Origin of the sequence: Staphylococcus sp. HMSC072B07 (assembly GCF_001815505.1) — a bacterium.
Taxonomy (GTDB): Bacteria; Bacillota; Bacilli; order Staphylococcales; family Staphylococcaceae; genus Staphylococcus; species Staphylococcus simulans.
On the sequence record NZ_KV820902.1, the window covers coordinates 74,039 to 94,463 of the forward strand.

Below are 20,425 nucleotides of genomic sequence, written 5' to 3' on the forward strand. Positions count from 1 at the left end.
CCTATCCATATATGCGAGGATAGGTTTTTTTCATTGTCTGAGATTAATCTTATGCATGATGAGGGAGATCCAACTGATTAAAAGCACAGGCAGTAACGTTAAATTCAAAGCTTCGATATTCAAGATATGAAACAGCGTATGGATGTCGACTTCTAATTTAATTCTAGATAATGACTGTGTCATTACTTGATAGAGGGTGAGATAGACTAATAACCATTGGATGAAATATTCAACGACAGTTAAGGTCCATACATCATTGAACCAACGTTTGATGAAATAACGAAGTAAGAAAAATTCAATAATTCCACTTGTTAAAATCATTAAGAGTCCCGTTATGAATAAATCATTACCCAAGTCAATGACAGCACTTATTAATAAGATAATAGATACACCTAGCAGTAAAGCAATAAAAGCGGTAAAGATTAAGAGTGTACTTAAGAGTGCTGTTTGTAGGAATGCGTTTTTCTTTTTACCGAGATTAGCCAAATAATCAATAGCTAAAAACATGATAAGTACTAAGATGATGTTAAATAGCGTCATAGATGTCACGTCCTTTGATTAATGAAGTTAAAAAATAATATTTGCGGTAGATATCCGATTGTGAGAAAATTAAATAGATAAACTATACTAATTATATAATGGAGAACAACTTATGGAAAATCAATTTACACAACATTATAAGGGAAGTTGGCTTAAGTTTTCACTCTTATCCATCTTGATGATGCTAGGTGGCGGGTTGTTTGCGGGGCCTTTTTATTTAATGGTCAGAAATCATCCCCTTCAAGAAGTCATTCTACTTCCTGTCCCATTTATATTTTCAATATTAATTCTCTTTTGGTATGTACATAACAGAGAGCACCTTCCGTTAAGTTCAGTCGGTATTTACCGTACATATGCTTTTAGAAAGCTAGGTATCGGAGGCTTATTCGGCTTTATCGTCTTCTCTGTAGTGATTTTAATTTTAGTGTTATTTGGAAATATTTCAATTGTCGGTAATACGCTGAATCAAACGGTGTTATTAGGTATCGGTTTAGCATTTATTGGATTTTGTATTCAAGCAAGCGCAGAAGAACTTTTGATGCGTGGATATCTCCAAACACGTTTAACACAGCGATATGGTGATCGTTTTGCGATTGTGTGTTCAGCAGTGGTCTTTACCTTACTCCATGGGATGAACCCTAATATTTCCATTGTCGGTGTGACGAATATATTCTTAGTCGGTATTGTCTTGTCTTTAATCTACAGAATCGACGGTACGATTTGGACAGTTGCTGGGTTCCATATTATATGGAACTTCGTACAAGGTTGTATTTATGGGATTAATGTCAGTGGAAATGAACTGAATTTCAGTTTGTTTAAAACGAAATATCATACGGATAACATACTGACTGGCGGTACGATGGGTATCGAAGGCAGTATTATTTTGACAGTGTTGTTTATCGTGCTGATTATTAATTTGGCGAAGCGGCTCAAAGTAAACTTTTAACTTAATACAAATGAAATTAGTCTTTATCATCCTCTTTCATGTGAGTATCTCATTAATGAAAGAGGATTTTTTTATATTTATTTTTAAAAGAAATCCTTTAGTGACAAGGCTTTAAAGCGTATTGATATGAAGCAAATCAAAAAATTTAAAAAAAGTTGAGCTTAGGGGTTTACAAATTTTAAAACACCACTTATAATTTAGTTAAGTTAACTAAACTAATTAAATAAAACAAGGAAAAGGTAGGCGGTTATTATGCTTAAAAATAAATCGAAAAAATTTAAAATAGGAATTACACTTTTAATTATTGGAGCAGCGATGTACGGTGTTGCAGCACTTATTGGATTCTTACCGATTGCGTTAAAACTTAAAGGAATTATTATCGGCAGTGTCTTAGTATTTGGAGAAGTTAATATTTTAGTATCAATCGTATTGCTTGGTAAACAAGTCGTTAAAAAATACAAAAGCAAATTAAACCCGAAAAACTGGTTCAAGAAAAAAGAAACTGTAGTCACAGAAGCAACTGAAGTGAACGTTGAGAACGCAACAGAAGCCCCTTATAATGAAACACAAGCAGATCAAACAACAGTTATTGAATTAAAAACAGTGAAAAAAGGAAGTCGTAAACATGACACAATCAAACCTAACGCAAATTGAACATGTCGCTCAGGAAATCACCAAAATTAACGAAGAGATTGCGATAGAATACATGCAGCAAGAACGAGAGTATTCACATTTTAAATTAAACAATCAGCAACATGTGATTATGACCATCTTAGTAGAAAACCAAGATATGAAACCAAGTGAATTAGCACAACGTTTAGATGTCTCTAAAAGTGCCATCAGCCAACAACTTCAAAAGTTGAAACAAAAAGATTATATCTATCTGTATAAAGATGACCATGATAAACGTTCATCCATCATTGGTCTAGGTGAAAAAGGACTAGAATATAAAGAGAGTATTAATGATTATATTCATGATTTTAGTAAAAAATGCGCAGATACTTTCTCATATGAAGAGCTTGTAGAAATCAGAAACGCATTAATAAAGTTACAAAAAATCATTTAATTTATAGATTCTAAAAGGCAACTTCCAATTGGAGGTTGTCTTTTTTATTGGGGTGATATCTGAAAATTATGAATTCACATTGACAATTCCGACGGTCTCACTATAATTAAAATTATTCAACAACAGGAGGCAGACATCATGAAAACGATAGGTATTTCCGCAAATATATTAACGGATCAAGCAGGAATGTTTCCAGGCTATAAGCGTTGTTATGTCAATCAGGATTATATCCGCTCGATTGTGAAACAAGGCGCTGTGCCGATGGTTATTCCTATAACAGATAACGATGACATTATAGAAGCACAAATCAGACAAGTAGATGCTTTACTCTTAAGCGGGGGACAAGATGTCAGTCCGCAACTTTACAATGAAGACCCGCAAGACAAATTAGGCGAAACGCTACTTTCGAGAGATGTGTTTGATTTTAAATTGATAGAGAAAGCGAAAGAACGTTTTATACCAATTCTAGGGATTTGTCGTGGTGCCCAAGTCTTAAATGTTTTCCACGGTGGTTCTTTATTCCAAGATACGTCGTATCGTCAAATACAATCACTTAGACACTGGCAACCAACGAATCCGACTGAGAAGACACATGAAATCAAAGTCTTTCCGAACACACGTCTAAGTGCGTTATTTCCTGAAGGTCGATTCTATGTGAACTCTTTCCATCACCAAGTCGTTAATCAACTCGCAGAAGGCTTCAGAGTCATGGCACAATCTAATGATGGGGTGATTGAAGCCTTTGAATCAGAATCATATCCATATATGGTCGGTATTCAGTGGCACCCTGAAATGTTGTGGCATGAAAACAGTATGGATGCATTATTTAAAGATTTTGTGGATCAAATTGAAAGAAGATGACAAAAATACTACCTTTTCTAGAAAAATCAGAAGGTAGTATTTTTGTTTCTTTTAAATAGAGTATATTTTTATCTTTTAGAGTTGGTTATCAGTTATACTGAATTAAATATTTAAAAAAGGAGGTTTGAATCATTTTACAAGATAGCGCAATCAAAAGTAAAAAAGACGATAAATTGGGCCTAGATGAACACGTAAGAGATTTTATTGGAAAATATATCAATTCAGGATACAATGGTTCGATATTGTTAAATGGTAAGTGGGGAACCGGTAAAACTAGTTATCTTAATCTAATTCAAGAAAGTGTAAATAAAAATAATAAAAAGGAAAGAGATTTTATTTGGTTAGACTTTTGGGATGAAAGTAATTCGGATGACTTTTATAAATATATTTATCTAAAACTGATGCCTAAAAGATACAGGTTGTATAGCTTAATGCCTTTTATCATAATAATTATAATCGGATTAATACAAACATTAACTATGTATTTAAAAGCAACAACTCTTATACAAAATATTTGGGTATTCGTTTCTGTCGGATTTTATTTAGTTCTAACAGGATTATTCACATATTGGAAAGATAAACTTTCAATGACTCAAATGCTTAGACAAAGAATTTGTAAATATTTAGCCAAAAATAATAATGTAATTTTTATTATAGATGATTTTGACCGTATAGATGAAGGACAAAGAAATGAACTATATAGCAAACTATCAACTATCAACTCATTTGAAAATTCCTTAATTATTGTTGTTGGAGATTACTCTAAAATCGCTGATGAACAAAACATATTTATTCAAAAAATTTTGAATGAAATTACATCGATACCTTATGAAACAAACCCTAACTTTATATGGGAAGTTTTAGAGAGTCGTTTAAATAACATTATTCGACAAGATAATATTAAGCAAAGAGATACATTATTAATTAATGATGTGAAAGATAAATTTATTGAAGACCAACGAACATATAGAGAAGCGAAGCAGTTATTTAATATTTTTAAACATGAGTACGTCGAAAAGAGAAACTGTAAAGTTAATGTTGGAGAAATGATTTATTTATGTTATATTTATATTTTTTATAATAAAGAATATAAATATATTTCTAATAATATCAAAGATGTATATGAATGGAATTTAGAGTCACATAACAATAACAATCCTTCATTAGTAGACTTTTTTGAAAAAAACTGGCTAACTCAACAATATAGTGATATAAGATTTATTTATAATCTTTTCCATCAGAAGCATGATGGACTATTTAAATTTAGATCTATAAAAGAACAAATGCATTTCCCTTTATATCAAATTGAAAGAATAGAGAATTATAGTTCTATAGATTCAGAGTTGGTTTATGAATATTTTGAAAAAACCTTCAGTGAATCGAGAGACATAATAAATAAACTGAATGAAAAAGAGCTAAAAAGTTTTGCAATGATGATAAAAGATAGTTTAGTTCTAGACATAAAAAGTGATGCGAAAGTTTATATAGAGCTATTAAAAAAATTAGCTTATCCCTATTTCTTTATTGAAAAAGAAAAAAGAATGCTGTCATTGCCTTGGCAAGAATCATTACTAAGGAATGTGAGAGATTTACTTGACTTTAATTTTAAGATAAAACCATATCAGCAGTATGAAGAATATATTATTCCATTAGAATGGATAGATGTTTCACAAAAGTTAGAGTTATTAACTTTATTTGTACCACTTCGTGATGAAGATTCTAAAATAAAACAATCTGAATTGTTTGTGAAAACTATTCAAAATAATCATTTTAAAAGTGTTTTTGATTTAAATGTTCCTATTTACATTTATATGTTATATACAGGACACTATAACAATGTAAAGAGTCATATAAACATTGATGAAAAACTTGAAGAGATTTTTGAGTTGGATAATAGTGAGTTTTACCAATTTGTTATAAATAAGTTGGCAGGGAGTACTACTAAATTTACTGAAAATCACACTATTACAACGAAGTATTTGAACTTATCTAATATTGCATATAATAAAATATTCGAAGATAAATTTAGTGAACGCCTATCAGAATTGAATGATAAAAAAAGAGAAGAAATTGAAAATATAATGAAAAGTGAATGGGAAATTTAAACTCTCATCTTTTCTCTATTATTATTGATTAACCTTTTTCATTAGGGTAATTAAAATACAAAATAAGAAAGAGAAAGGAGCGTACACTATGGCGATACGTTGTATATATGTGACACCAGATCATGAAGTTATTGCGACAGACAAAGTTGAAGAAGTGCCAAAAGAAAGTGTGTTTACTTGGTATGATTGTATCCAGCCGACGAAAGAAGAAACGCATTTTCTCGCAACAACATTTGAATTGAATATTCAAGAGATTACAGCTTCTATATATACATTAAGACGGCCGAACCTCTACCATGATGCTCAAAATGATGTTGAACATTTATTGATGCATGCGATAGATGGAAAGGACTTTGAAGCGGAACCATTAGGGATTACGATAGATGGTAATCATGTGATTACGGTTCATGATGCTGAACTTCAAACGGTGACACAGTTGTTTGATGCTGTTAAGACAAATAAAGTAAAACGAGATGCTGGATTAATCGCATTGAAGTTATTGAAGGGGATTGTAGAGTCTTATTTCTCTTATGTCAATGCGATTGAAGATCAGGTGTTTTCTTTTCAATACGAAGAAGAGAATCGTAAACAACGACGTGCATTTATGAAGCAAGTGTATGAGATACGGTCTGAGATTATTAAGTTGAAGCGGATATTACTGCCGATGGAACAAATGGTCAATGCGATTCAGACATTAGATATTTATGACAGCGGTCAAGATAAAGCACGTTTGTATCATCAAATTTATAACCATTTGAAACATCAAAATGCAACATTAGAATCTTGTGAAGCATTGACGGATGATATTAAAGACAATAATCAGTCTTATCACTCAAGTCGTATTAATTCAGTGATTAATGTGCTGACAATTATTTCATCCATCTTCTTCCCGTTATCTTTCTTAGCGGGTTGGTATGGCATGAATTTCACAAACATGCCAGAGCTGCATGGTCAGTACAACTACTTTATTTTCATCGCATTTTCTATCATTATCGTAGTGGTATTGTTGTTAATCTTTAAGAAGAAAAAGTGGTTCTAACTATAAAATGCCTTTGAAGACATCATATTGTCCTCAAAGGCATTTTTAATATTGATAATGGTATCAGTCATTATTTAATCGCTTGATAAATGACGTCATCTACAATGATTTCTACATTATCGTGGTTGTGAAGGATAGACGCAGGTAAATCTTCTGTAGTTTCACCGTTAACGAGTCGTTGTATCGCATCGATTTTCTTATCTCCGAATGCGAGTAAGATAATACGTTTTGCGCGCATGATAGAAGAAAGGCCCATAGACAGTGCTTGTTTCGGTACATCTTCTGAGTGTTTGAAATGGACACTGTTCGCATGCATCGTAGAAGGTGTAAGGTCTACGACTCTTGTTTGGCTATTGAAAGACGTACCGGGTTCGTTGAAACCGATATGACCATTTTCACCGATACCTAAAATTTGGATGTCAGGTTGACCGACAGCTTTAAGCGCATCTTCGTAATGTTTTGCTTCTTGATCTAAGTCTTCAGCTACACCGCTCGGAATATAGATATTGTCTTCATTCCATTGTTCATTTTGGTTAAAGAAACGTTGATGCATGTATGCATAATAGCTATGCAGATCTTTTGGACCTGCACCAACGTATTCATCTAAGTTGAACGTTCTGACACCACTGACATCGACGTGATTCGCATTTAATAAATCTGAGAGTTGAGTATATAAATCTGTCATCGTCGAGCCTGTAGCTAGTCCTAAGACAGCGTCAGGGCGTGCTTTAATTTGTTTCAAGAATTCGATTGCGACATATTGACTGGCAAGTTGTTTATTTCTTAAGTTGTAGAGTTGCATTTCTAATCCTCCAAGTAGTATGACTATTCTTTTACGGCGTTAATAAAACGTTCTGTAATTTGTTTCGGACGTGTAATCGCACCGCCGACAACCGTACAGTGTACACCTAAATCACTGACTGCTTTATACATTTCTGGTGTAATCACATTACCTTCAGCGATGACTTTCGCATTTACTTGATCTAAGACTTCCCTTAAGAAAGCGAAGTTGTTTTCATATAGGATATGACCTTGAGTATAGTCTGTATATCCGCGTAATGTTGTACCTACGTAATCAAAGCCAAGCTCATCCGCATGTTTTGCTTCTTCAATTGTAGAGATATCAGCCATGATTTCAACGTTTGGTGCTTTTTCACGAATATATGCAACAAGTTCTTCTAACGTTTCTTTCGGACGTTCTTGTTTTGTCGCATCTAGCGCGATGACCTCACATTTACTTTCAATCAGTTCATCGACTTCTTTTGAAGTCGCAGTAATATATACTTTTGAACCTGGATAATCTCTTTTAACGATACCGATAACAGGTAACGGTACTTCTTCTTTAATTGCGATGATATCTTCTTTACTGTTTGCGCGAATACCGACTGCACCGGCTTGGTACGCAGCTAGTGCCATTTTTGACATAATAAATGATGAATGTAACGGTTCATCAGGCAAAGCCTGACAAGAAACGATTAAACCTTGTGGTAACATAAGCACACACTCCAAAATATTGTTAATTTGTAAATATAGTAGTTCAAAGGTTGTCGGTTAAGTTACTCATATCATAACACGATGAAATTTATATTCAATTCTTTACTATCGTTTGAAAAAGATTTTCATATATAATAGAGTAAATGTAATACCTTAAGGGGAGTGAAGAGGCATGAAGTTTGAAAATCGTGTTCAACGTAGCCGCCATTTACTGACTAAAATGGATAAGAAGATTATTGAGTTTATCCGTACCAATGAATTAGATGATCGTTTCTCAACGATTAATTCTTTAGCGCATGCGATAAGCACCTCTCCGGCTACTATTACTAGATTTAGTAATAAGTTGGAATATCATAATTTCCAAGATATGAAATTCAATTTGCAACATGAAAAATCAGAGAAAGTTGTGGAGAATGCACCTTTAGTTCAATTGATACACCGTTATCATCAAAATATTATTCAACAAACGGGAGAATTTATCTCAGAAGAGAAGATTAAACGGTTTGCGCATTACTTAAAGACCAGCAGACAAGTCAGTTATGCAGGACTCGGCAGTTCTGGTTTAACTGCGAGTGAGTTTTATTACCGTACGATGCGTATGGGCATTCGAGGTAATGTCTCAACGGATGCGCATCAAATGAAAATTTCAGCTTCATTATTATCTTCACAAGATATGTTTGTCGGTATTTCTAATAGCGGTGAAACTCAAGAGTTGGCAGATGCGGCTAAGATTGCACATGAACAAGGTGCCTTTGTGGCTGTGGTCACTAATTATAAAGGCAGTCTGATTACGAAACATGCAGACTTAGTTTTGATTACTTCTGCGAAGTCTAACGTCAATGATACACGCTTTATTAATACACAAACTGCGACTACATTCTTGATGGACATAATCTGTTACTTATTATTGAACAATGATTATATGAATCAACTTTATCAACGTACACGTCGCACAGTATTAGAGAAAGGTGAAGGCAAGTAAGGCTAACGGTTGTCTGCTGTAAGACATACGGAACACTAAATAAACCGCGTACTATCAAGGGTTTTAAGACATTATGAGATAGTGCGCGGTTTTTCTTTAACCTTCGGTAATTGCGCCAAATAACGCAGCGTGATTTTCAGTTTTTGTTGTTTGGATAGGTGCGTGTCCATAGTTTGGTGGCAAGAATTGATTGATTTTAGGTTCAATGTATTGGATAAGATTTTCACCTTGTGAAGAGATACCGCCGCCGATTAAAATCAAGCCTGGATCATAAATGATTTGAATTTGAGCGATGCCTTCAGCGACATAAGTTGCCCATTCTTCTAAGATAGCTTGTGCCTGTTTATCATTTGTTTGTGCAAGTTCAAATAACTTCGGTACGTCAGTACCATATTGAAAATCTCGTTCTTGCATCAAAGCTTTGAGGGCTGACGTTGAAGCACGTTGTTCAAACGTTTTTTGATCAGTGTCTCGATATAATAAATAGCCGATTTCATTCGCACGATAACGTGCACCACCATAAACACCTAATTGTTGATTATAAAATGCACCGCCAATGCCTGTGCCTAAAGTTAAACAAAAAATATTATCCTCTTCATAATCATTGAGTGACAATTCTCCAAGTAGGGCTGCATCCACATCATTGTGTACGGTCATTGATGAATATAAGTCTTTTAAAGAACGACGAAAATTCGTACCATCAAAGTTTTTAATAGTTGGACCAGTATAAACAATTTCTCCTAATTCTGAATCGACAACACCTGCACTGGAAATGCCGATATGGGGTTTATTTAGCTTATGTTTAGTGATAAGTTCATGTGCTAATTGATACACTTCATCGATAATCAGTGTCTGCACATTATCGGGTGTTGAGATTTTCTTATAATCTTTAATTTCTTGATTTTCATTGATGAGGGCTGCCTTGATGTTTGTGCCTCCGATATCTATTGCGATCTGGTTCATAAGATGATTCCTCCTCTGCTTCCACTTCATTATATATAGAGCATACTTCAACTAGGAAGTGTAAATCCAATTTTGAAAATTATTTTCATTATTTTGTCCATATTTTGTTACAATCTTTCAAAACCAGTTGTGTAGGGTTATGATAGCGTTTACAATTGAAAGTGTAAATATAGTATAAACAAGGGACATTGTTGGATGTTTAGGATAGCTATTGTGCTATTAATACTTAACTTGGAGGATTTAGATATGGAAGAAAAATTAAAAGGCTTATATGCTGCGTTACTTGTTCCATTTGATGAACAAGGACAAGTGAAAGAAGAAGGCCTCAAACAAATAGCGAGAAACGCGATTGAACATGAAAAATTAGACGGTTTATATGTCAATGGCAGCTCTGGTGAAAACTTCTTAATCAACACAGAACAGAAAAAACAAATCTTCAGACTTGCGAAAGAAGCAGTCGGCGATGATGTGAAATTAATCGCACAAGTAGGCTCATTAGATTTAAATGAAGCGATTGAATTAGGTAAATACGCGACTGAACTTGGTTATGATGCCATTTCAGCAGTAACACCTTTCTATTATCCTTTCTCATTCGAAGAGATTAAACAATATTACTTCGATTTAATCGAAGCAACTCAAAATAATATGATTATTTATGCGATTCCTGATTTAACAGGTGTCAACATCAGTATCGAACAATTCGGTGAGTTGTTCAATCACGAGAAAATTGTTGGTGTGAAATATACTGCGCCAAACTTCTTCTTATTAGAACGTATCAGAAAAGCATATCCAGACAAACTAATCTTATCAGGGTTTGATGAAATGTTAGTTCAAGCTGCGATTTCAGGCGTGGATGGTGCCATCGGTTCTACTTATAATGTGAACGGTGTGCGTGCACGTCAAATCTTCGATTTAGCTAAAGAAGGCAAAATTGATGAAGCTTACCAAATTCAACATGATACAAATGACATTATTGAAGGTGTTTTAAGCATGGGATTATACCCAACACTTAAAGAGATCTTAAAATCACGTGGTATCGACGGCGGTGTGCCGAAACGTCCATTTGCGCCTTTCAATGAATCAAACAGAGAAGCGTTAAATAATCTTATTGATAAATACAACTTGTAATACCGACATAATACGTTAAGGGGTGTTGTTTATGCAACAAGTGGGTTTTGGCACATGGAACTGGGTAGCGGTCATTACCTATCTAGTAGTCATGTTAATAATTGGAGCGTACTTTACTAAGCGCGCAGGTCAAAGCACAGATAGTTTCTTTACAGCCAGTGGACGCCTTCCTTCGTGGGCCATCGGTTTCTCAATCTATGCAACGACGTTAAGTGCGATTACATTTATGTCTACACCAGAAAAAGCATTTTTAACTGACTGGTCGTATATCGCAGGGAATATCGCGATTGTCGCAATTATCCCGGCTTTAATCGCATTCTACGTACCGTTCTTCAAGAAGCTTCGCGTAACGTCAGCTTACGAATATCTTGAAGCACGTTTCGGACCAAGTGTCCGTGTTCTCGGTTCATTACTTTTCGTAGTGTTCCACTTAGGTCGTATCGCAATCGTTATTTACTTACCAACACTTGCGATTACAGCCGTTACAGACATTAATCCTTATTTAGTCGCAAGTTTAGTAGGGATTTTATGTATTCTTTATACTTTCCTCGGCGGTTTCGAAGGGGTGGTATGGAGTGACTTTATCCAAGGTGTTATCCTTTTAGGCGGTGCCCTCATGATTATCGTAATTGGTGCGATGGAAATCAAAGGCGGTTTCGGCACAATTCTTCATGATGCATTAGCTGAGAAAAAGTTATTGAGTGTAGATAACTGGAAGTTGAATACAACAGCGGCAGCCTTGCCGATCATCTTCCTAGGAAACATCTTTAACAACTTACATCAATATACAGCCAGTCAAGATGTAGTACAACGTTATCAAGCATCAGACTCTATTGATGAAACGAAAAAATCATTATGGATTAACGGTTTATTAGCGTTAATCTCAGCGCCGATCTTCTATGGTATGGGTACAATGATGTATTCATTCTATGAACACGAAGCAGCGTTACCACAAGATTTCAACACGTCTTCAGTGGTACCATTCTTTATCTTGACTCAAATGCCGCCATTTGTAGGTGGATTATTAATCGCAGCTATCTTTGCGGCAGCGCAATCTACGATTTCTTCAAGTTTGAACTCGATTTCTGCGTGTATTTCTGAAGATATTAAAGATCGTTTCTTCAGTAAAGGTACAGATAAAGGCAACGTTCGCTTTGCACGTTGGACAATCATTATCGCAGGTTTATTAAGCTATGGTATTGCGATTTACTTAATCGCTGCGGATTCTAACAACTTATGGGATTTATTCTTATTAGTTACTGGATTATTCGGTGTACCTTTAGCAGGTATCTTTGCGGTTGGTATCTTCACAAAACGTGCGAATACATTCGGTGTCTTAGTCGGATTATTCACAGGTGTTATTGTCGCTTACCTATTAAAAGGTATCGGTGGCGCGAACTCACCATTCTATGTATCAATTATTTCATTCTTCATCGCATTCTTATTCGGATACATTGTGAGTCTGTTCGTACCTGCTAAATATACGAAAGATATTACAGGTTTAACAATTTACGACAAAGATAAACCATCTACGTATATTTCCAAAACAAGACAATAAGCTGAAACAATCAAATAGATAAACAAAACAACCTTATATAAACATAAAAAAGTGATGCGTACACAAAGTATGCATCACTTTCTTTCGTTATAACTTAAACTTGAAAGATATTATTAAAGGCTTCAGCCATTGTAGGGTGTGTATAAATATTGTTGGCTAATACTTCTGCTGGGATGTTTTGATCAATCGCTAGTTTAACAAGGTTGATAATTTCCTCAGAGTTACGACAATACAGTGTCGCACCAAGTACTAAACCTGATTGTGCATCTATGACTGCTTTCAACATACCACGTGCATCATTATTTACTTTATGACGTGGGATATTCTTAACCGCAAGATTTGTTTCGTGTACTTCATAACCTGCAGCTTGTGCTTCATCTTTAGTCATACCGACACGAGAGAAAGGTGGGTTAATGAACATAGAATATGGTACCACGCCGCGATTTTCTGTCGTACGTTTACCTTCACCAAAGATATTGTCTTTAATAATTCTGAAGTCATCGAGTGAGATATATGTGAATTGTAAGCCACCAGTAACGTCACCTGCTGCATAAATGTTTGGTACAGCTGTTTGTAGGTGTTCGTTAACTTCTATTTCACCGCGTTTGCCGACTTCGATATCTGTATGGTCTAAACCAAGGTCTGAAGTATTTGGATGACGACCTGTCGCAAGTAAAACAGCATCTGCTTCAAATTCGCCTTGTGATGTATGCACAATTGTACTGCGTTCTTGATCTTCAAAGCGTTGTGTTTCTACATTATAGACAATGTTCACACCATCTTGAATCAAATCTTCTTCAATAAGTTCAACAATTTCACGGTCTTCTTTTGGCAACAATGTATCGTGATGTACAAACATTGTCACTTTAACGCCGAAGCGTGCGAAGAGTGACGCAAATTCTAATGCGATATAACCTGCACCGACAATCACTAAATGTTCAGGTTTAAATGGTAAGTCCATAATTCCTGCAGAATCATAAAGGTGTTTTGAGTCTCCAATACCTTCTATGTTTGGGATAACCGGTGTAGAACCTGTATTGATTAAAATATCTTCAGCAGTTAAGACATCTAATTCTTGTCCTGCTTCATCTAATAATACGATTTCTTTATTAGATTTAAATTGCGCTGTAGCATTAATCACATCAATCCCTGGTGTATCTGCCAACATGTGATAGTTTTTGTTATTTAATGCGTCTACAACTTCACGTTTACGATCAAACGCACTCGCAAAAGAACTGCCTTCTAAACTATCATGTATTAATGTTTTTGACGGAATACATCCGACGTTGATACATGTACCGCCATACATTTTCTGATCTTTCTCTATCATTGCGACGGCTTTACCTTCACTCGCCGCAAACTTAGCTAACGTTTTACCTGCTTTACCAAATCCAATAATCACTAAATCATAATGTGTCATGAAATTTTCCTCCAAATTCTTAAATTGCTGTTAATGTTTCACGTAAAACTTCTTCAATTGTGAAACCACGATAATACTGCATCAGCAGTTCGTGTTCCTTCGCATGATGTTTAGCCATAGTATTCCCGATTTTTCGAGAAATCTCACAATGACTGGCAGAATTTCCTGTAAAAAGACGACCTTGTGTCCGTTCAGCAGTAAATAATTGAAACAAATCTGCTAAATCAGCTTTGGCTGTTTTAACATTAGCTTGATAGCCACCATATTTACCGCGAACTGTATCAATATAGCCTTGTTCCACTAACTTTCCTGTCACACGCCGTAATTGTACGGGATTAATACAAACTAACTCAGACAAAGCTTTACTTGAGAAACGTTCATCTGCATGTTTCGTTAAGAAAGCCAGCACATGTACCGCAATATTAAATTCTAAGTTCACCGTGTTCACCTTCTTAATGTAACTATTATAATTACATTTAACAATATTTTGAGAGAAAAATAAACAGTTTTGCTCATAATGGTTTATCAATGGGGTAAGACAGGTAATTATTCATAATAATAAAGTGAGTTATTTGATAAATAACATAGAAGATTGTGTAATGGACAAAGATTGTCCACTTATAACTGTATATTGAACTGTAGGAGATGGTAAACATGGATAAATCAACAAGAGTCTTGAATATCTTCACACGTTTGTTGAATGGGGAAACAGTTAGAAAATCAGATCTCTCTGATTTTGGGAATGTTAGTACGAAGTCGATTCAAAGGGATATTAGAACGATTAATGATTTTTTCTATGAAAGTGAATATTGGAATAATAGAAATACTGAGGTAGTACATAAAAAGGGCGGTTATGAATTAGTCACGCATTCTAACAGTTTAAGTGGTTTAGCACTGTTAGGGCTTATGGTAAAAATTAAAAGCTTAACGCCTATCTTGCATGTAGATGTGTATAACTTATTCAGAAGAGAAATACAGGGCATGCGTATTGAAGATAGAAAAGTTTTAAGTGAAATGTTGGATCATTTTAATAATCGAGATGAAACATTTCCAGGTGAAACTCTAATGTTAATCGAAAAAGCGATTAGTCAAAAATACTTAGTATGGATGAAATTCAAAGGACGTAATATTGAAGTGAAACCATTATCAACGATGTACATGCATTATGACTATTGGTTTACTTATGAATATGAAAAAACAGTTTATACCGAGCGCGTTCGTCTGATTGAAAATTTTATGGTTTCCAATCATAAGTTTGATGAAGTCAAAAGCAAAGAACTCGTCACGGTTGAAATTGATGAATCGAAAATGGCGTTGTTCCGCCAACAATATAAGATTGTCGAGGTGCTAGACCGTACACAGGATGGAAAAATCATAGTGAAAGTCGCTTGTACGGAATTAGATGCATACTATATTGCTTATCAAATGGCACCTTTAGCACGCATTTTAGAACCTCAAAAGTACATTGATAGCTTTATTGAGCGTATTAATCAAATCAAAAGTTGCTATGAGTAAACAAAAACAAAGCTAAGTAAACGGTAAGCAAGAAAGTTTAATAAAATGAAGATTTAAAAGTTATTATTTTGGAAAAACAAAAAAGATTGCATTACTGGACAATAATTGACCACCTAGATGTGTATAGTAAGATTTATTAAGTTTTTATTAGGATTGATTGAAGTATACAGAAAGGTGGAACATTGATGAATTTACAAGAAAAAAGTTTTATTGAATCACAAATCGCAAGCAAAGCAAAACAACCTGCGATTGCTTATGTATTATGGTTTTTCTTTGGAAGCTTAGGAGGACACCGTTTCTATTTCGGTAAAACGGGATCAGCTATTGGGATGATTGCATTAACATTATTAACAGCTTGGTTTACATTTGGTATTCCAACATTGATTTGGGTGATTGTGGATGCGTTCTTAATTCCAGGTTGGGTTGAAGCAGATAAAACAAGAGTAAGAAGAGAAGCAGAGAACGAAATACAATTGATGCAAGGTAGCCATTCATAAGTTATCTTTTATGGACAAGACAGCTACATAAAAGAAAAAAATAGAGTCAGTAGACGAATACCCCCTTACACACGATAGAGTAAGGGGGTGTTTTTATATAAGTATGCTTGAAGAAAGACTCCATACTTGAATAACTAAATTGTTATTTTAGTGCGATGTAATCTTTCTTCAATGACATCAATACGCATTTCGATAATATCTTTTTCTGCTTTAAGTACTTTAAGGTGTGCTTCTAAAACATCTGAAATCTGTGCTTTATTCTCGTTAAGTTGTTCAACGTAATACTTAATTTTCTTGAGTGGCATATTGAGTAAACTTAAGCATTGAATTAAGCTGATAATTTCTATGTCTGTTTCAGAATATACACGTTGATTATTTGCATTTCTTTCAATATTCAACAATAAACCATGCTTTTCATAATAACGCAATTTACTCTTAGAGATATGTTTCATCTCAGAAACTTCTTGAATGGAGTACTTTTTCAAACAAATCACTTCCCTTAAACCATAGTTTAACCTGTAGTCTATTGTATAGAAAATATATATGAGGTGAAAGTATGGAAAACTTTACTGATATTCTAAATAGTAGAAAGTCTGTAAAAGGGTTCGATCCGGAGTTTAAAATTTCAAAAGAAGAAATGAATGAGATATTGGAAAAAGCTGCGACAGCACCTTCTTCAGTGAATATGCAGCCATGAAGAGTTGCTGTGGTTGAAAGTGATGAAGCTAAAGCGAAATTAAGACCACTCGTTCAATTCAATACGAACCAGAACGACACATCCTCTGCGATGCTCGTTATCTTTGGCGACTTGCAATGCTATGAGAATGCAGAATATATCTATGATAGTGCAGTTGAAAAAGGTATGATGCCACAAGAAGTCAGAGACCAAATCCTGCCACTCGCAAAGAACGGTTATAAAAGTTTAACGCGAGAACAAATGAGTGACATTGTCAAAATCGATAGTAGTTTAATGGCTATGCAATTGATGTTAATTGCGAAACAACATGGTTATGATACGAATCCGATTGGTGGATTTGAAGCGGATCAAATTGGTGAAGCCCTAGGCTATCCATTAGAACGTTATGTACCTGTAATGATCATCGCAATTGGTAAACAAGCTAAAGCACCACGTGATTCATTTAGAATGCCAAATGAAAAATTTGTTGAGTTCCAATAAGAAGTATAAGCTGTCAGTGTAAAAACTGGCAGTTTTTTGTTATGTATGATCTATATAAAAGGAAGCGGATCAACCATTGGTCGATCCATTGCTTCCCATCATGCTATGTTCGTAAGACATGATGAACAGTTGCAACGAAGACATCTTTTGAATAAAAGTGCCTTTTATTGCCTCTGGGAGAGAAAGGCTTGATAACACCATCCTCTATCCACTCTTCGAGCAGACCTTGAGGATAGCCAGCCTCCACCAATTCGTCTTCGTCAGTAATAAGTTGATCCCAAGCGAAATTAATATCCTCAAGATCTACTGCACTATCAGAAGCTTCAAATTGTTCCACTATATCACCCTTTCTGCATCGATATAAGTATGGATTATAGGGCTTAGCGGAAGAGGCCTGTTTGCACAAATCTCTCCAATATACGGATACCCATTTTTATTATTATTAATTTGAAAATAACCTTTTCATTTAAAATTCTACTTATAATTATATTGTTTTAGTTTTGAAATAAGGTTTGACTAGTGTGGCTATTTCTTCAACTTTAGTTGTATAATCCTCATCATTTTTAGTAACTGATTCAATAACAATACCTAGAACTGCACTCGTTAAGAAAACTAAGATAGTTTGAACTGAGATGTTGTGCATTTGTAAGTAAGCATGATTAAGTTTAGGCTCTACTAGTTCAGTAATGACAGAACCTAGTCGTGTAAGAAATAGATTAGAGACTGGACTTTTATAAAGTTTTATAAAAACAACCTTATTTTTATGAATAAAGTTAAAGCCATTCAGTATGCCTTGTTTGAAGTTTTCAGGCGTACTTTCTGAAGCGGCTTGGCGTATTGCTTGGGTATAGTCATTCATAATTTCATCTATCACTTCAAATTTGTCTGAAAAATGATTGTAGAATGTACGTCTACTAATACTTGTTTGTTCACAAATCATAGTTACAGTGATGGTTTCAAAAGAATGTGTATCTAAGAGGCCTAATAAAGTAGATTTAATTTGTTCCATTGTATACTTTGTTCTTTTATCCATGTTTATCCTCTTTCTGCACAAATTGTATATAAGTGTGCAGAACTTTCGAGTAAAGTTCTGCTTTAGAATTCATTCCCTCATATAACCAGTCTATAGTTGAGATTACAAGTTTTCATTATAACGTAATTTCAAAAGAAAAAGGGAGGAATTCATAATGAAAGCAGCCGTTTGGTATGGCGAAAAAGATATTAGAGTTCAAGAGAGACAATTAAAAGAAATGAGCAGTGATGATGTCAAAGTGAAAGTAGCTTGGGCAGGTATTTGCGGTTCAGACTTGCACGCATATTTGCATCCAGACTCAGTACCGATGGAGAGAGGGACTGTGCTTGGACATGAATTTTCAGGTGTAGTAGAAGAAGTAGGTTCAGATGTTACAGAGCTTAAAAAAGGCGATCGTGTTTGTATTTATCCGATGATGTTCGAAGATCAAGAGAATGCATTATATGAACGCTTTGTTACTTTAGATGCGGTTGGTGCACAGATTGATGGAGGATTTGCTGAATATACAATCATTCCACAGAATTCTGTATTCAAAGTACCAGAAGAGTTATCATTAGAACGAGCAGCATTGGTAGAGCCGGCATCTGTTGCGTATCAAGCTGTTAAAGATGCTGGAATTAAAGAAGGGGATATTGTGACTGTCTATGGTGCTGGGCCAATCGGTCTGTTCTCTATTGCGGCCGCAAAAGCACAAGGCGCAAAGCAAGTAATCGCAATTGATATTGCTGAAGAACGTTTGAAAATAGCTGAAGCAATGGGTGCAGATACAACGATTGATTCTACAAAAACAAATCCAGTAGAGGCCATTAGAAAAATGTATCCAGAAGGTGCAGATGTAAGTATAGAAGCAGCCGGTGTGGCAGATACATTTACACAATCTATTCAATCTACACGTGTAAGAGGCACAGTCATGATTGTAAGTTTCCACACGCAAAGTTTAGAATTCAATGTACCGCAAAACTTATTGTTTACGGGTGTAAATATTATGGGTTCTGTTGGATATGGTAATGACACATACAATCAAGTTATGAATGAATTAGCTTCCGGTGCATTAGCGTCAGAACCTATCATTACTAGTAAAATCACTTTAGACCATATTAAAGAAGATGGTTTTGAAAAATTGATTCAAGATAAGTCGCAAGAAAAAATCTTAATCCAACTCAATACGATAGACTAAGTTCCTATTTATATAGTAATAAGTTCAAAGGAGGATGAGCATGTAATGCTTGTGCTCCTTTTTAATTAGTCTAAAATAATACATAAACGTTCAATAAAGAGGAAGGATCAAACAAATGAAAATAGGAGTCATTTCAGATTTACATATCGATCGCCCTTCTGATTATACTGAAGCACAATATACAGAACATTTAGCGCAGCTTGTTAAACAAGAACAATTAGATTTGTTAGTGATTGCTGGAGATATTTCGAATGATCATCAACAATCGTATATCTTCATCCAACAAATGGAAGTATTAACAGGTATAGATGTACGTTTTATTCCGGGCAATCATGATTATTGGTCAACAGATGGCACGTCTACACAAGTGATTCATGATTTCTTTATGAGTAAGCCGGAACAATTGATGAGCAATCCTTACATTATTAATGATGAATGGGCAATTGTCGGAAATAGCGGTTGGTATGACTATAGTTATGCAAATCCTAAATATAGCCTGGATTATTTAGAGCGCAGACGCTTTAAAGGTGCAACGTGGCAAGATAAAGTTCATGTTGATTGGGGAATGCCGGATAGAGAAGTATCTCGTAAAGCTGCTGAACTGGCAGAAGCGGATATGAAAAAGGTTCAAGGTAGAAATATTATTTTGATTACACATGTGGTGACGGATCCTAGTTTTAAAGTGCCGATGCCGCATCGTATTTTTGATTACTTCAACGCATTTATCGGAACTTCTGACTTTATGAAGTTATATCAAGACTATCCCATATGCTATAGTTTGATGGGACATGTTCATTTCAGAGGAAGTATCACAAAGGATAATATCCATTATAGTTGTGTTTCATTAGGCTACTTCAGAGAGTGGCGGACAAAAGATATTGATAAAGAAATGCGTCATGCATTACAGGTGATAGAAATATAAAG

The 20,425-nt window shown here is 34.8% G+C and carries 22 protein-coding genes and 1 pseudogene; 14 read left to right on the plus strand and 9 right to left on the minus strand.

The annotated features are described in order from the left end of the window. Nucleotides 1-30: 30 nt before the first annotated feature. Nucleotides 31-540, minus strand: a complete 510-nt coding sequence (locus HMPREF3031_RS03875; protein WP_002480230.1) for an SA1002 family membrane protein — start codon at nucleotides 538-540, stop codon at nucleotides 31-33. Between the two features lie 112 nt (nucleotides 541-652). Here HMPREF3031_RS03875 and HMPREF3031_RS03880 point away from each other — a divergent pair, with 112 nt between their 5' ends. From HMPREF3031_RS03880 to HMPREF3031_RS03905, 6 genes are all read left to right on the plus strand, one after another. Beyond that, a complete protein-coding gene (locus HMPREF3031_RS03880; RefSeq protein ID WP_002480229.1) occupies nucleotides 653-1,486 on the plus strand; it encodes a CPBP family intramembrane glutamic endopeptidase in 834 nt (277 codons plus the stop codon). 252 nt (nucleotides 1,487-1,738) lie between these two features. Continuing rightward, entirely contained in the window at nucleotides 1,739-2,140 is a 402-nt protein-coding gene (locus HMPREF3031_RS03885) for a transporter suffix domain-containing protein (protein ID WP_002480228.1), read from the plus strand. Beyond that, nucleotides 2,112-2,552, plus strand: coding sequence for a MarR family winged helix-turn-helix transcriptional regulator (locus HMPREF3031_RS03890; protein WP_002480227.1), 441 nt, complete (start codon nucleotides 2,112-2,114; stop codon nucleotides 2,550-2,552). Before HMPREF3031_RS03885 ends, HMPREF3031_RS03890 begins: the two co-directional genes overlap by 29 nt. Before the next feature lie 138 nt (nucleotides 2,553-2,690). Further along, a complete protein-coding gene (locus HMPREF3031_RS03895) occupies nucleotides 2,691-3,413 on the plus strand; it encodes a gamma-glutamyl-gamma-aminobutyrate hydrolase family protein (protein WP_002480226.1) in 723 nt (240 codons plus the stop codon). A 173-nt stretch (nucleotides 3,414-3,586) separates the two neighbouring features. Next, the gene (locus tag HMPREF3031_RS03900) at nucleotides 3,587-5,518 is read left to right on the plus strand and encodes a P-loop NTPase fold protein (protein WP_023014830.1); all 1,932 of its coding nucleotides are present in this window, start codon (nucleotides 3,587-3,589) and stop codon (nucleotides 5,516-5,518) included. A gap of 88 nt (nucleotides 5,519-5,606) precedes the next feature. After that, nucleotides 5,607-6,557: a CorA family divalent cation transporter gene (locus tag HMPREF3031_RS03905; protein ID WP_002480223.1), complete on the plus strand. Its 951-nt coding sequence runs from the start codon at nucleotides 5,607-5,609 to the stop codon at nucleotides 6,555-6,557. A 70-nt stretch (nucleotides 6,558-6,627) separates the two neighbouring features. Here HMPREF3031_RS03905 and nagB read toward each other — a convergent pair whose 3' ends face one another. Beyond that, the gene (gene nagB / locus HMPREF3031_RS03910) at nucleotides 6,628-7,359 is read right to left on the minus strand and encodes a glucosamine-6-phosphate deaminase (protein WP_002480222.1); all 732 of its coding nucleotides are present in this window, start codon (nucleotides 7,357-7,359) and stop codon (nucleotides 6,628-6,630) included. 23 nt (nucleotides 7,360-7,382) lie between these two features. Next, the gene (locus HMPREF3031_RS03915) at nucleotides 7,383-8,051 is read right to left on the minus strand and encodes an N-acetylmannosamine-6-phosphate 2-epimerase (RefSeq protein ID WP_002480221.1); all 669 of its coding nucleotides are present in this window, start codon (nucleotides 8,049-8,051) and stop codon (nucleotides 7,383-7,385) included. 172 nt (nucleotides 8,052-8,223) lie between these two features. Between HMPREF3031_RS03915 and HMPREF3031_RS03920 the strand changes: the two genes are divergently transcribed. Beyond that, a complete protein-coding gene (locus HMPREF3031_RS03920; RefSeq protein ID WP_070684420.1) occupies nucleotides 8,224-9,033 on the plus strand; it encodes a MurR/RpiR family transcriptional regulator in 810 nt (269 codons plus the stop codon). A 96-nt stretch (nucleotides 9,034-9,129) separates the two neighbouring features. On the opposite strand, the gene HMPREF3031_RS03925 is transcribed toward HMPREF3031_RS03920, so the two are convergent. Beyond that, complete coding sequence (locus tag HMPREF3031_RS03925; RefSeq protein WP_002480219.1) at nucleotides 9,130-9,996, minus strand: ROK family protein; 867 nt, start codon at nucleotides 9,994-9,996, stop codon at nucleotides 9,130-9,132. 246 nt (nucleotides 9,997-10,242) lie between these two features. On the opposite strand from HMPREF3031_RS03925, the gene HMPREF3031_RS03930 reads away from it, so the two are divergent. Together HMPREF3031_RS03930 and HMPREF3031_RS03935 are read left to right on the plus strand one after the other, a co-directional pair. Further along, complete coding sequence (locus HMPREF3031_RS03930; RefSeq protein ID WP_002480218.1) at nucleotides 10,243-11,124, plus strand: N-acetylneuraminate lyase; 882 nt, start codon at nucleotides 10,243-10,245, stop codon at nucleotides 11,122-11,124. Nucleotides 11,125-11,155: 31 nt separating this feature from the next. Further along, nucleotides 11,156-12,682, plus strand: coding sequence for a sodium:solute symporter family protein (locus HMPREF3031_RS03935; protein ID WP_002480217.1), 1,527 nt, complete (start codon nucleotides 11,156-11,158; stop codon nucleotides 12,680-12,682). Nucleotides 12,683-12,776: 94 nt separating this feature from the next. On the opposite strand, the gene merA is transcribed toward HMPREF3031_RS03935, so the two are convergent. Both merA and hypR read right to left on the minus strand, forming a co-directional pair. Beyond that, complete coding sequence (merA, locus tag HMPREF3031_RS03940) at nucleotides 12,777-14,102, minus strand: hypothiocyanous acid reductase MerA (RefSeq protein WP_002480216.1); 1,326 nt, start codon at nucleotides 14,100-14,102, stop codon at nucleotides 12,777-12,779. A gap of 19 nt (nucleotides 14,103-14,121) precedes the next feature. After that, entirely contained in the window at nucleotides 14,122-14,541 is a 420-nt protein-coding gene (hypR, locus tag HMPREF3031_RS03945; RefSeq protein WP_002480215.1) for a redox-sensitive transcriptional regulator HypR, read from the minus strand. 215 nt (nucleotides 14,542-14,756) lie between these two features. Here hypR and HMPREF3031_RS03950 point away from each other — a divergent pair, with 215 nt between their 5' ends. Both HMPREF3031_RS03950 and HMPREF3031_RS03955 read left to right on the plus strand, forming a co-directional pair. Next, nucleotides 14,757-15,617, plus strand: a complete 861-nt coding sequence (locus HMPREF3031_RS03950) for a WYL domain-containing transcriptional regulator (protein WP_002480214.1) — start codon at nucleotides 14,757-14,759, stop codon at nucleotides 15,615-15,617. A 185-nt stretch (nucleotides 15,618-15,802) separates the two neighbouring features. Next, a complete protein-coding gene (locus tag HMPREF3031_RS03955; protein ID WP_002480213.1) occupies nucleotides 15,803-16,114 on the plus strand; it encodes a TM2 domain-containing protein in 312 nt (103 codons plus the stop codon). 134 nt (nucleotides 16,115-16,248) lie between these two features. Here the strand turns inward: HMPREF3031_RS03955 and HMPREF3031_RS03960 are convergent, their stop codons facing one another. Further along, nucleotides 16,249-16,599 (minus strand): MerR family transcriptional regulator, encoded by a 351-nt coding sequence (locus tag HMPREF3031_RS03960; protein WP_002480212.1) that lies wholly within the window; start codon nucleotides 16,597-16,599, stop codon nucleotides 16,249-16,251. Between the two features lie 71 nt (nucleotides 16,600-16,670). On the opposite strand from HMPREF3031_RS03960, the pseudogene HMPREF3031_RS03965 reads away from it, so the two are divergent. Beyond that, nucleotides 16,671-17,291: pseudogene (locus HMPREF3031_RS03965) on the plus strand (nitroreductase family protein). Between the two features lie 103 nt (nucleotides 17,292-17,394). Here the strand turns inward: HMPREF3031_RS03965 and HMPREF3031_RS03970 are convergent. Both HMPREF3031_RS03970 and HMPREF3031_RS03975 read right to left on the minus strand, forming a co-directional pair. Next, entirely contained in the window at nucleotides 17,395-17,628 is a 234-nt protein-coding gene (locus tag HMPREF3031_RS03970) for a hypothetical protein (protein ID WP_002480210.1), read from the minus strand. A gap of 147 nt (nucleotides 17,629-17,775) precedes the next feature. Continuing rightward, nucleotides 17,776-18,324, minus strand: a complete 549-nt coding sequence (locus HMPREF3031_RS03975; protein ID WP_070724627.1) for a TetR/AcrR family transcriptional regulator — start codon at nucleotides 18,322-18,324, stop codon at nucleotides 17,776-17,778. A gap of 154 nt (nucleotides 18,325-18,478) precedes the next feature. On the opposite strand from HMPREF3031_RS03975, the gene HMPREF3031_RS03980 reads away from it, so the two are divergent. Further along, nucleotides 18,479-19,501 carry a zinc-binding dehydrogenase gene (locus HMPREF3031_RS03980; protein WP_070684421.1) on the plus strand — a complete coding sequence of 341 codons (1,023 nt, stop codon included), beginning with the start codon at nucleotides 18,479-18,481 and terminating at the stop codon, nucleotides 19,499-19,501. Between the two features lie 115 nt (nucleotides 19,502-19,616). Continuing rightward, a complete protein-coding gene (locus tag HMPREF3031_RS03985) occupies nucleotides 19,617-20,423 on the plus strand; it encodes a metallophosphoesterase (RefSeq protein ID WP_002480207.1) in 807 nt (268 codons plus the stop codon). The last annotated feature ends 2 nt before the right edge of the window (nucleotides 20,424-20,425 follow it).

Coding starts and splice junctions, on each gene's coding strand:
- HMPREF3031_RS03875 (WP_002480230.1), bottom strand. CDS start 540: ATGACGCTATTTAACATCATCTTAGTACTTATCATGTTTTTAGCTATT.
- HMPREF3031_RS03880 (WP_002480229.1), top strand. CDS start 653: ATGGAAAATCAATTTACACAACATTATAAGGGAAGTTGGCTTAAGTTT.
- HMPREF3031_RS03885 (WP_002480228.1), top strand. CDS start 1,739: ATGCTTAAAAATAAATCGAAAAAATTTAAAATAGGAATTACACTTTTA.
- HMPREF3031_RS03890 (WP_002480227.1), top strand. CDS start 2,112: ATGACACAATCAAACCTAACGCAAATTGAACATGTCGCTCAGGAAATC.
- HMPREF3031_RS03895 (WP_002480226.1), top strand. CDS start 2,691: ATGAAAACGATAGGTATTTCCGCAAATATATTAACGGATCAAGCAGGA.
- HMPREF3031_RS03905 (WP_002480223.1), top strand. CDS start 5,607: ATGGCGATACGTTGTATATATGTGACACCAGATCATGAAGTTATTGCG.
- nagB (WP_002480222.1), bottom strand. CDS start 7,359: ATGCAACTCTACAACTTAAGAAATAAACAACTTGCCAGTCAATATGTC.
- HMPREF3031_RS03915 (WP_002480221.1), bottom strand. CDS start 8,051: ATGTTACCACAAGGTTTAATCGTTTCTTGTCAGGCTTTGCCTGATGAA.
- HMPREF3031_RS03920 (WP_070684420.1), top strand. CDS start 8,224: ATGAAGTTTGAAAATCGTGTTCAACGTAGCCGCCATTTACTGACTAAA.
- HMPREF3031_RS03925 (WP_002480219.1), bottom strand. CDS start 9,996: ATGAACCAGATCGCAATAGATATCGGAGGCACAAACATCAAGGCAGCC.
- HMPREF3031_RS03930 (WP_002480218.1), top strand. CDS start 10,243: ATGGAAGAAAAATTAAAAGGCTTATATGCTGCGTTACTTGTTCCATTT.
- HMPREF3031_RS03935 (WP_002480217.1), top strand. CDS start 11,156: ATGCAACAAGTGGGTTTTGGCACATGGAACTGGGTAGCGGTCATTACC.
- merA (WP_002480216.1), bottom strand. CDS start 14,102: ATGACACATTATGATTTAGTGATTATTGGATTTGGTAAAGCAGGTAAA.
- HMPREF3031_RS03950 (WP_002480214.1), top strand. CDS start 14,757: ATGGATAAATCAACAAGAGTCTTGAATATCTTCACACGTTTGTTGAAT.
- HMPREF3031_RS03955 (WP_002480213.1), top strand. CDS start 15,803: ATGAATTTACAAGAAAAAAGTTTTATTGAATCACAAATCGCAAGCAAA.
- HMPREF3031_RS03975 (WP_070724627.1), bottom strand. CDS start 18,324: ATGGATAAAAGAACAAAGTATACAATGGAACAAATTAAATCTACTTTA.
- HMPREF3031_RS03980 (WP_070684421.1), top strand. CDS start 18,479: ATGAAAGCAGCCGTTTGGTATGGCGAAAAAGATATTAGAGTTCAAGAG.
- HMPREF3031_RS03985 (WP_002480207.1), top strand. CDS start 19,617: ATGAAAATAGGAGTCATTTCAGATTTACATATCGATCGCCCTTCTGAT.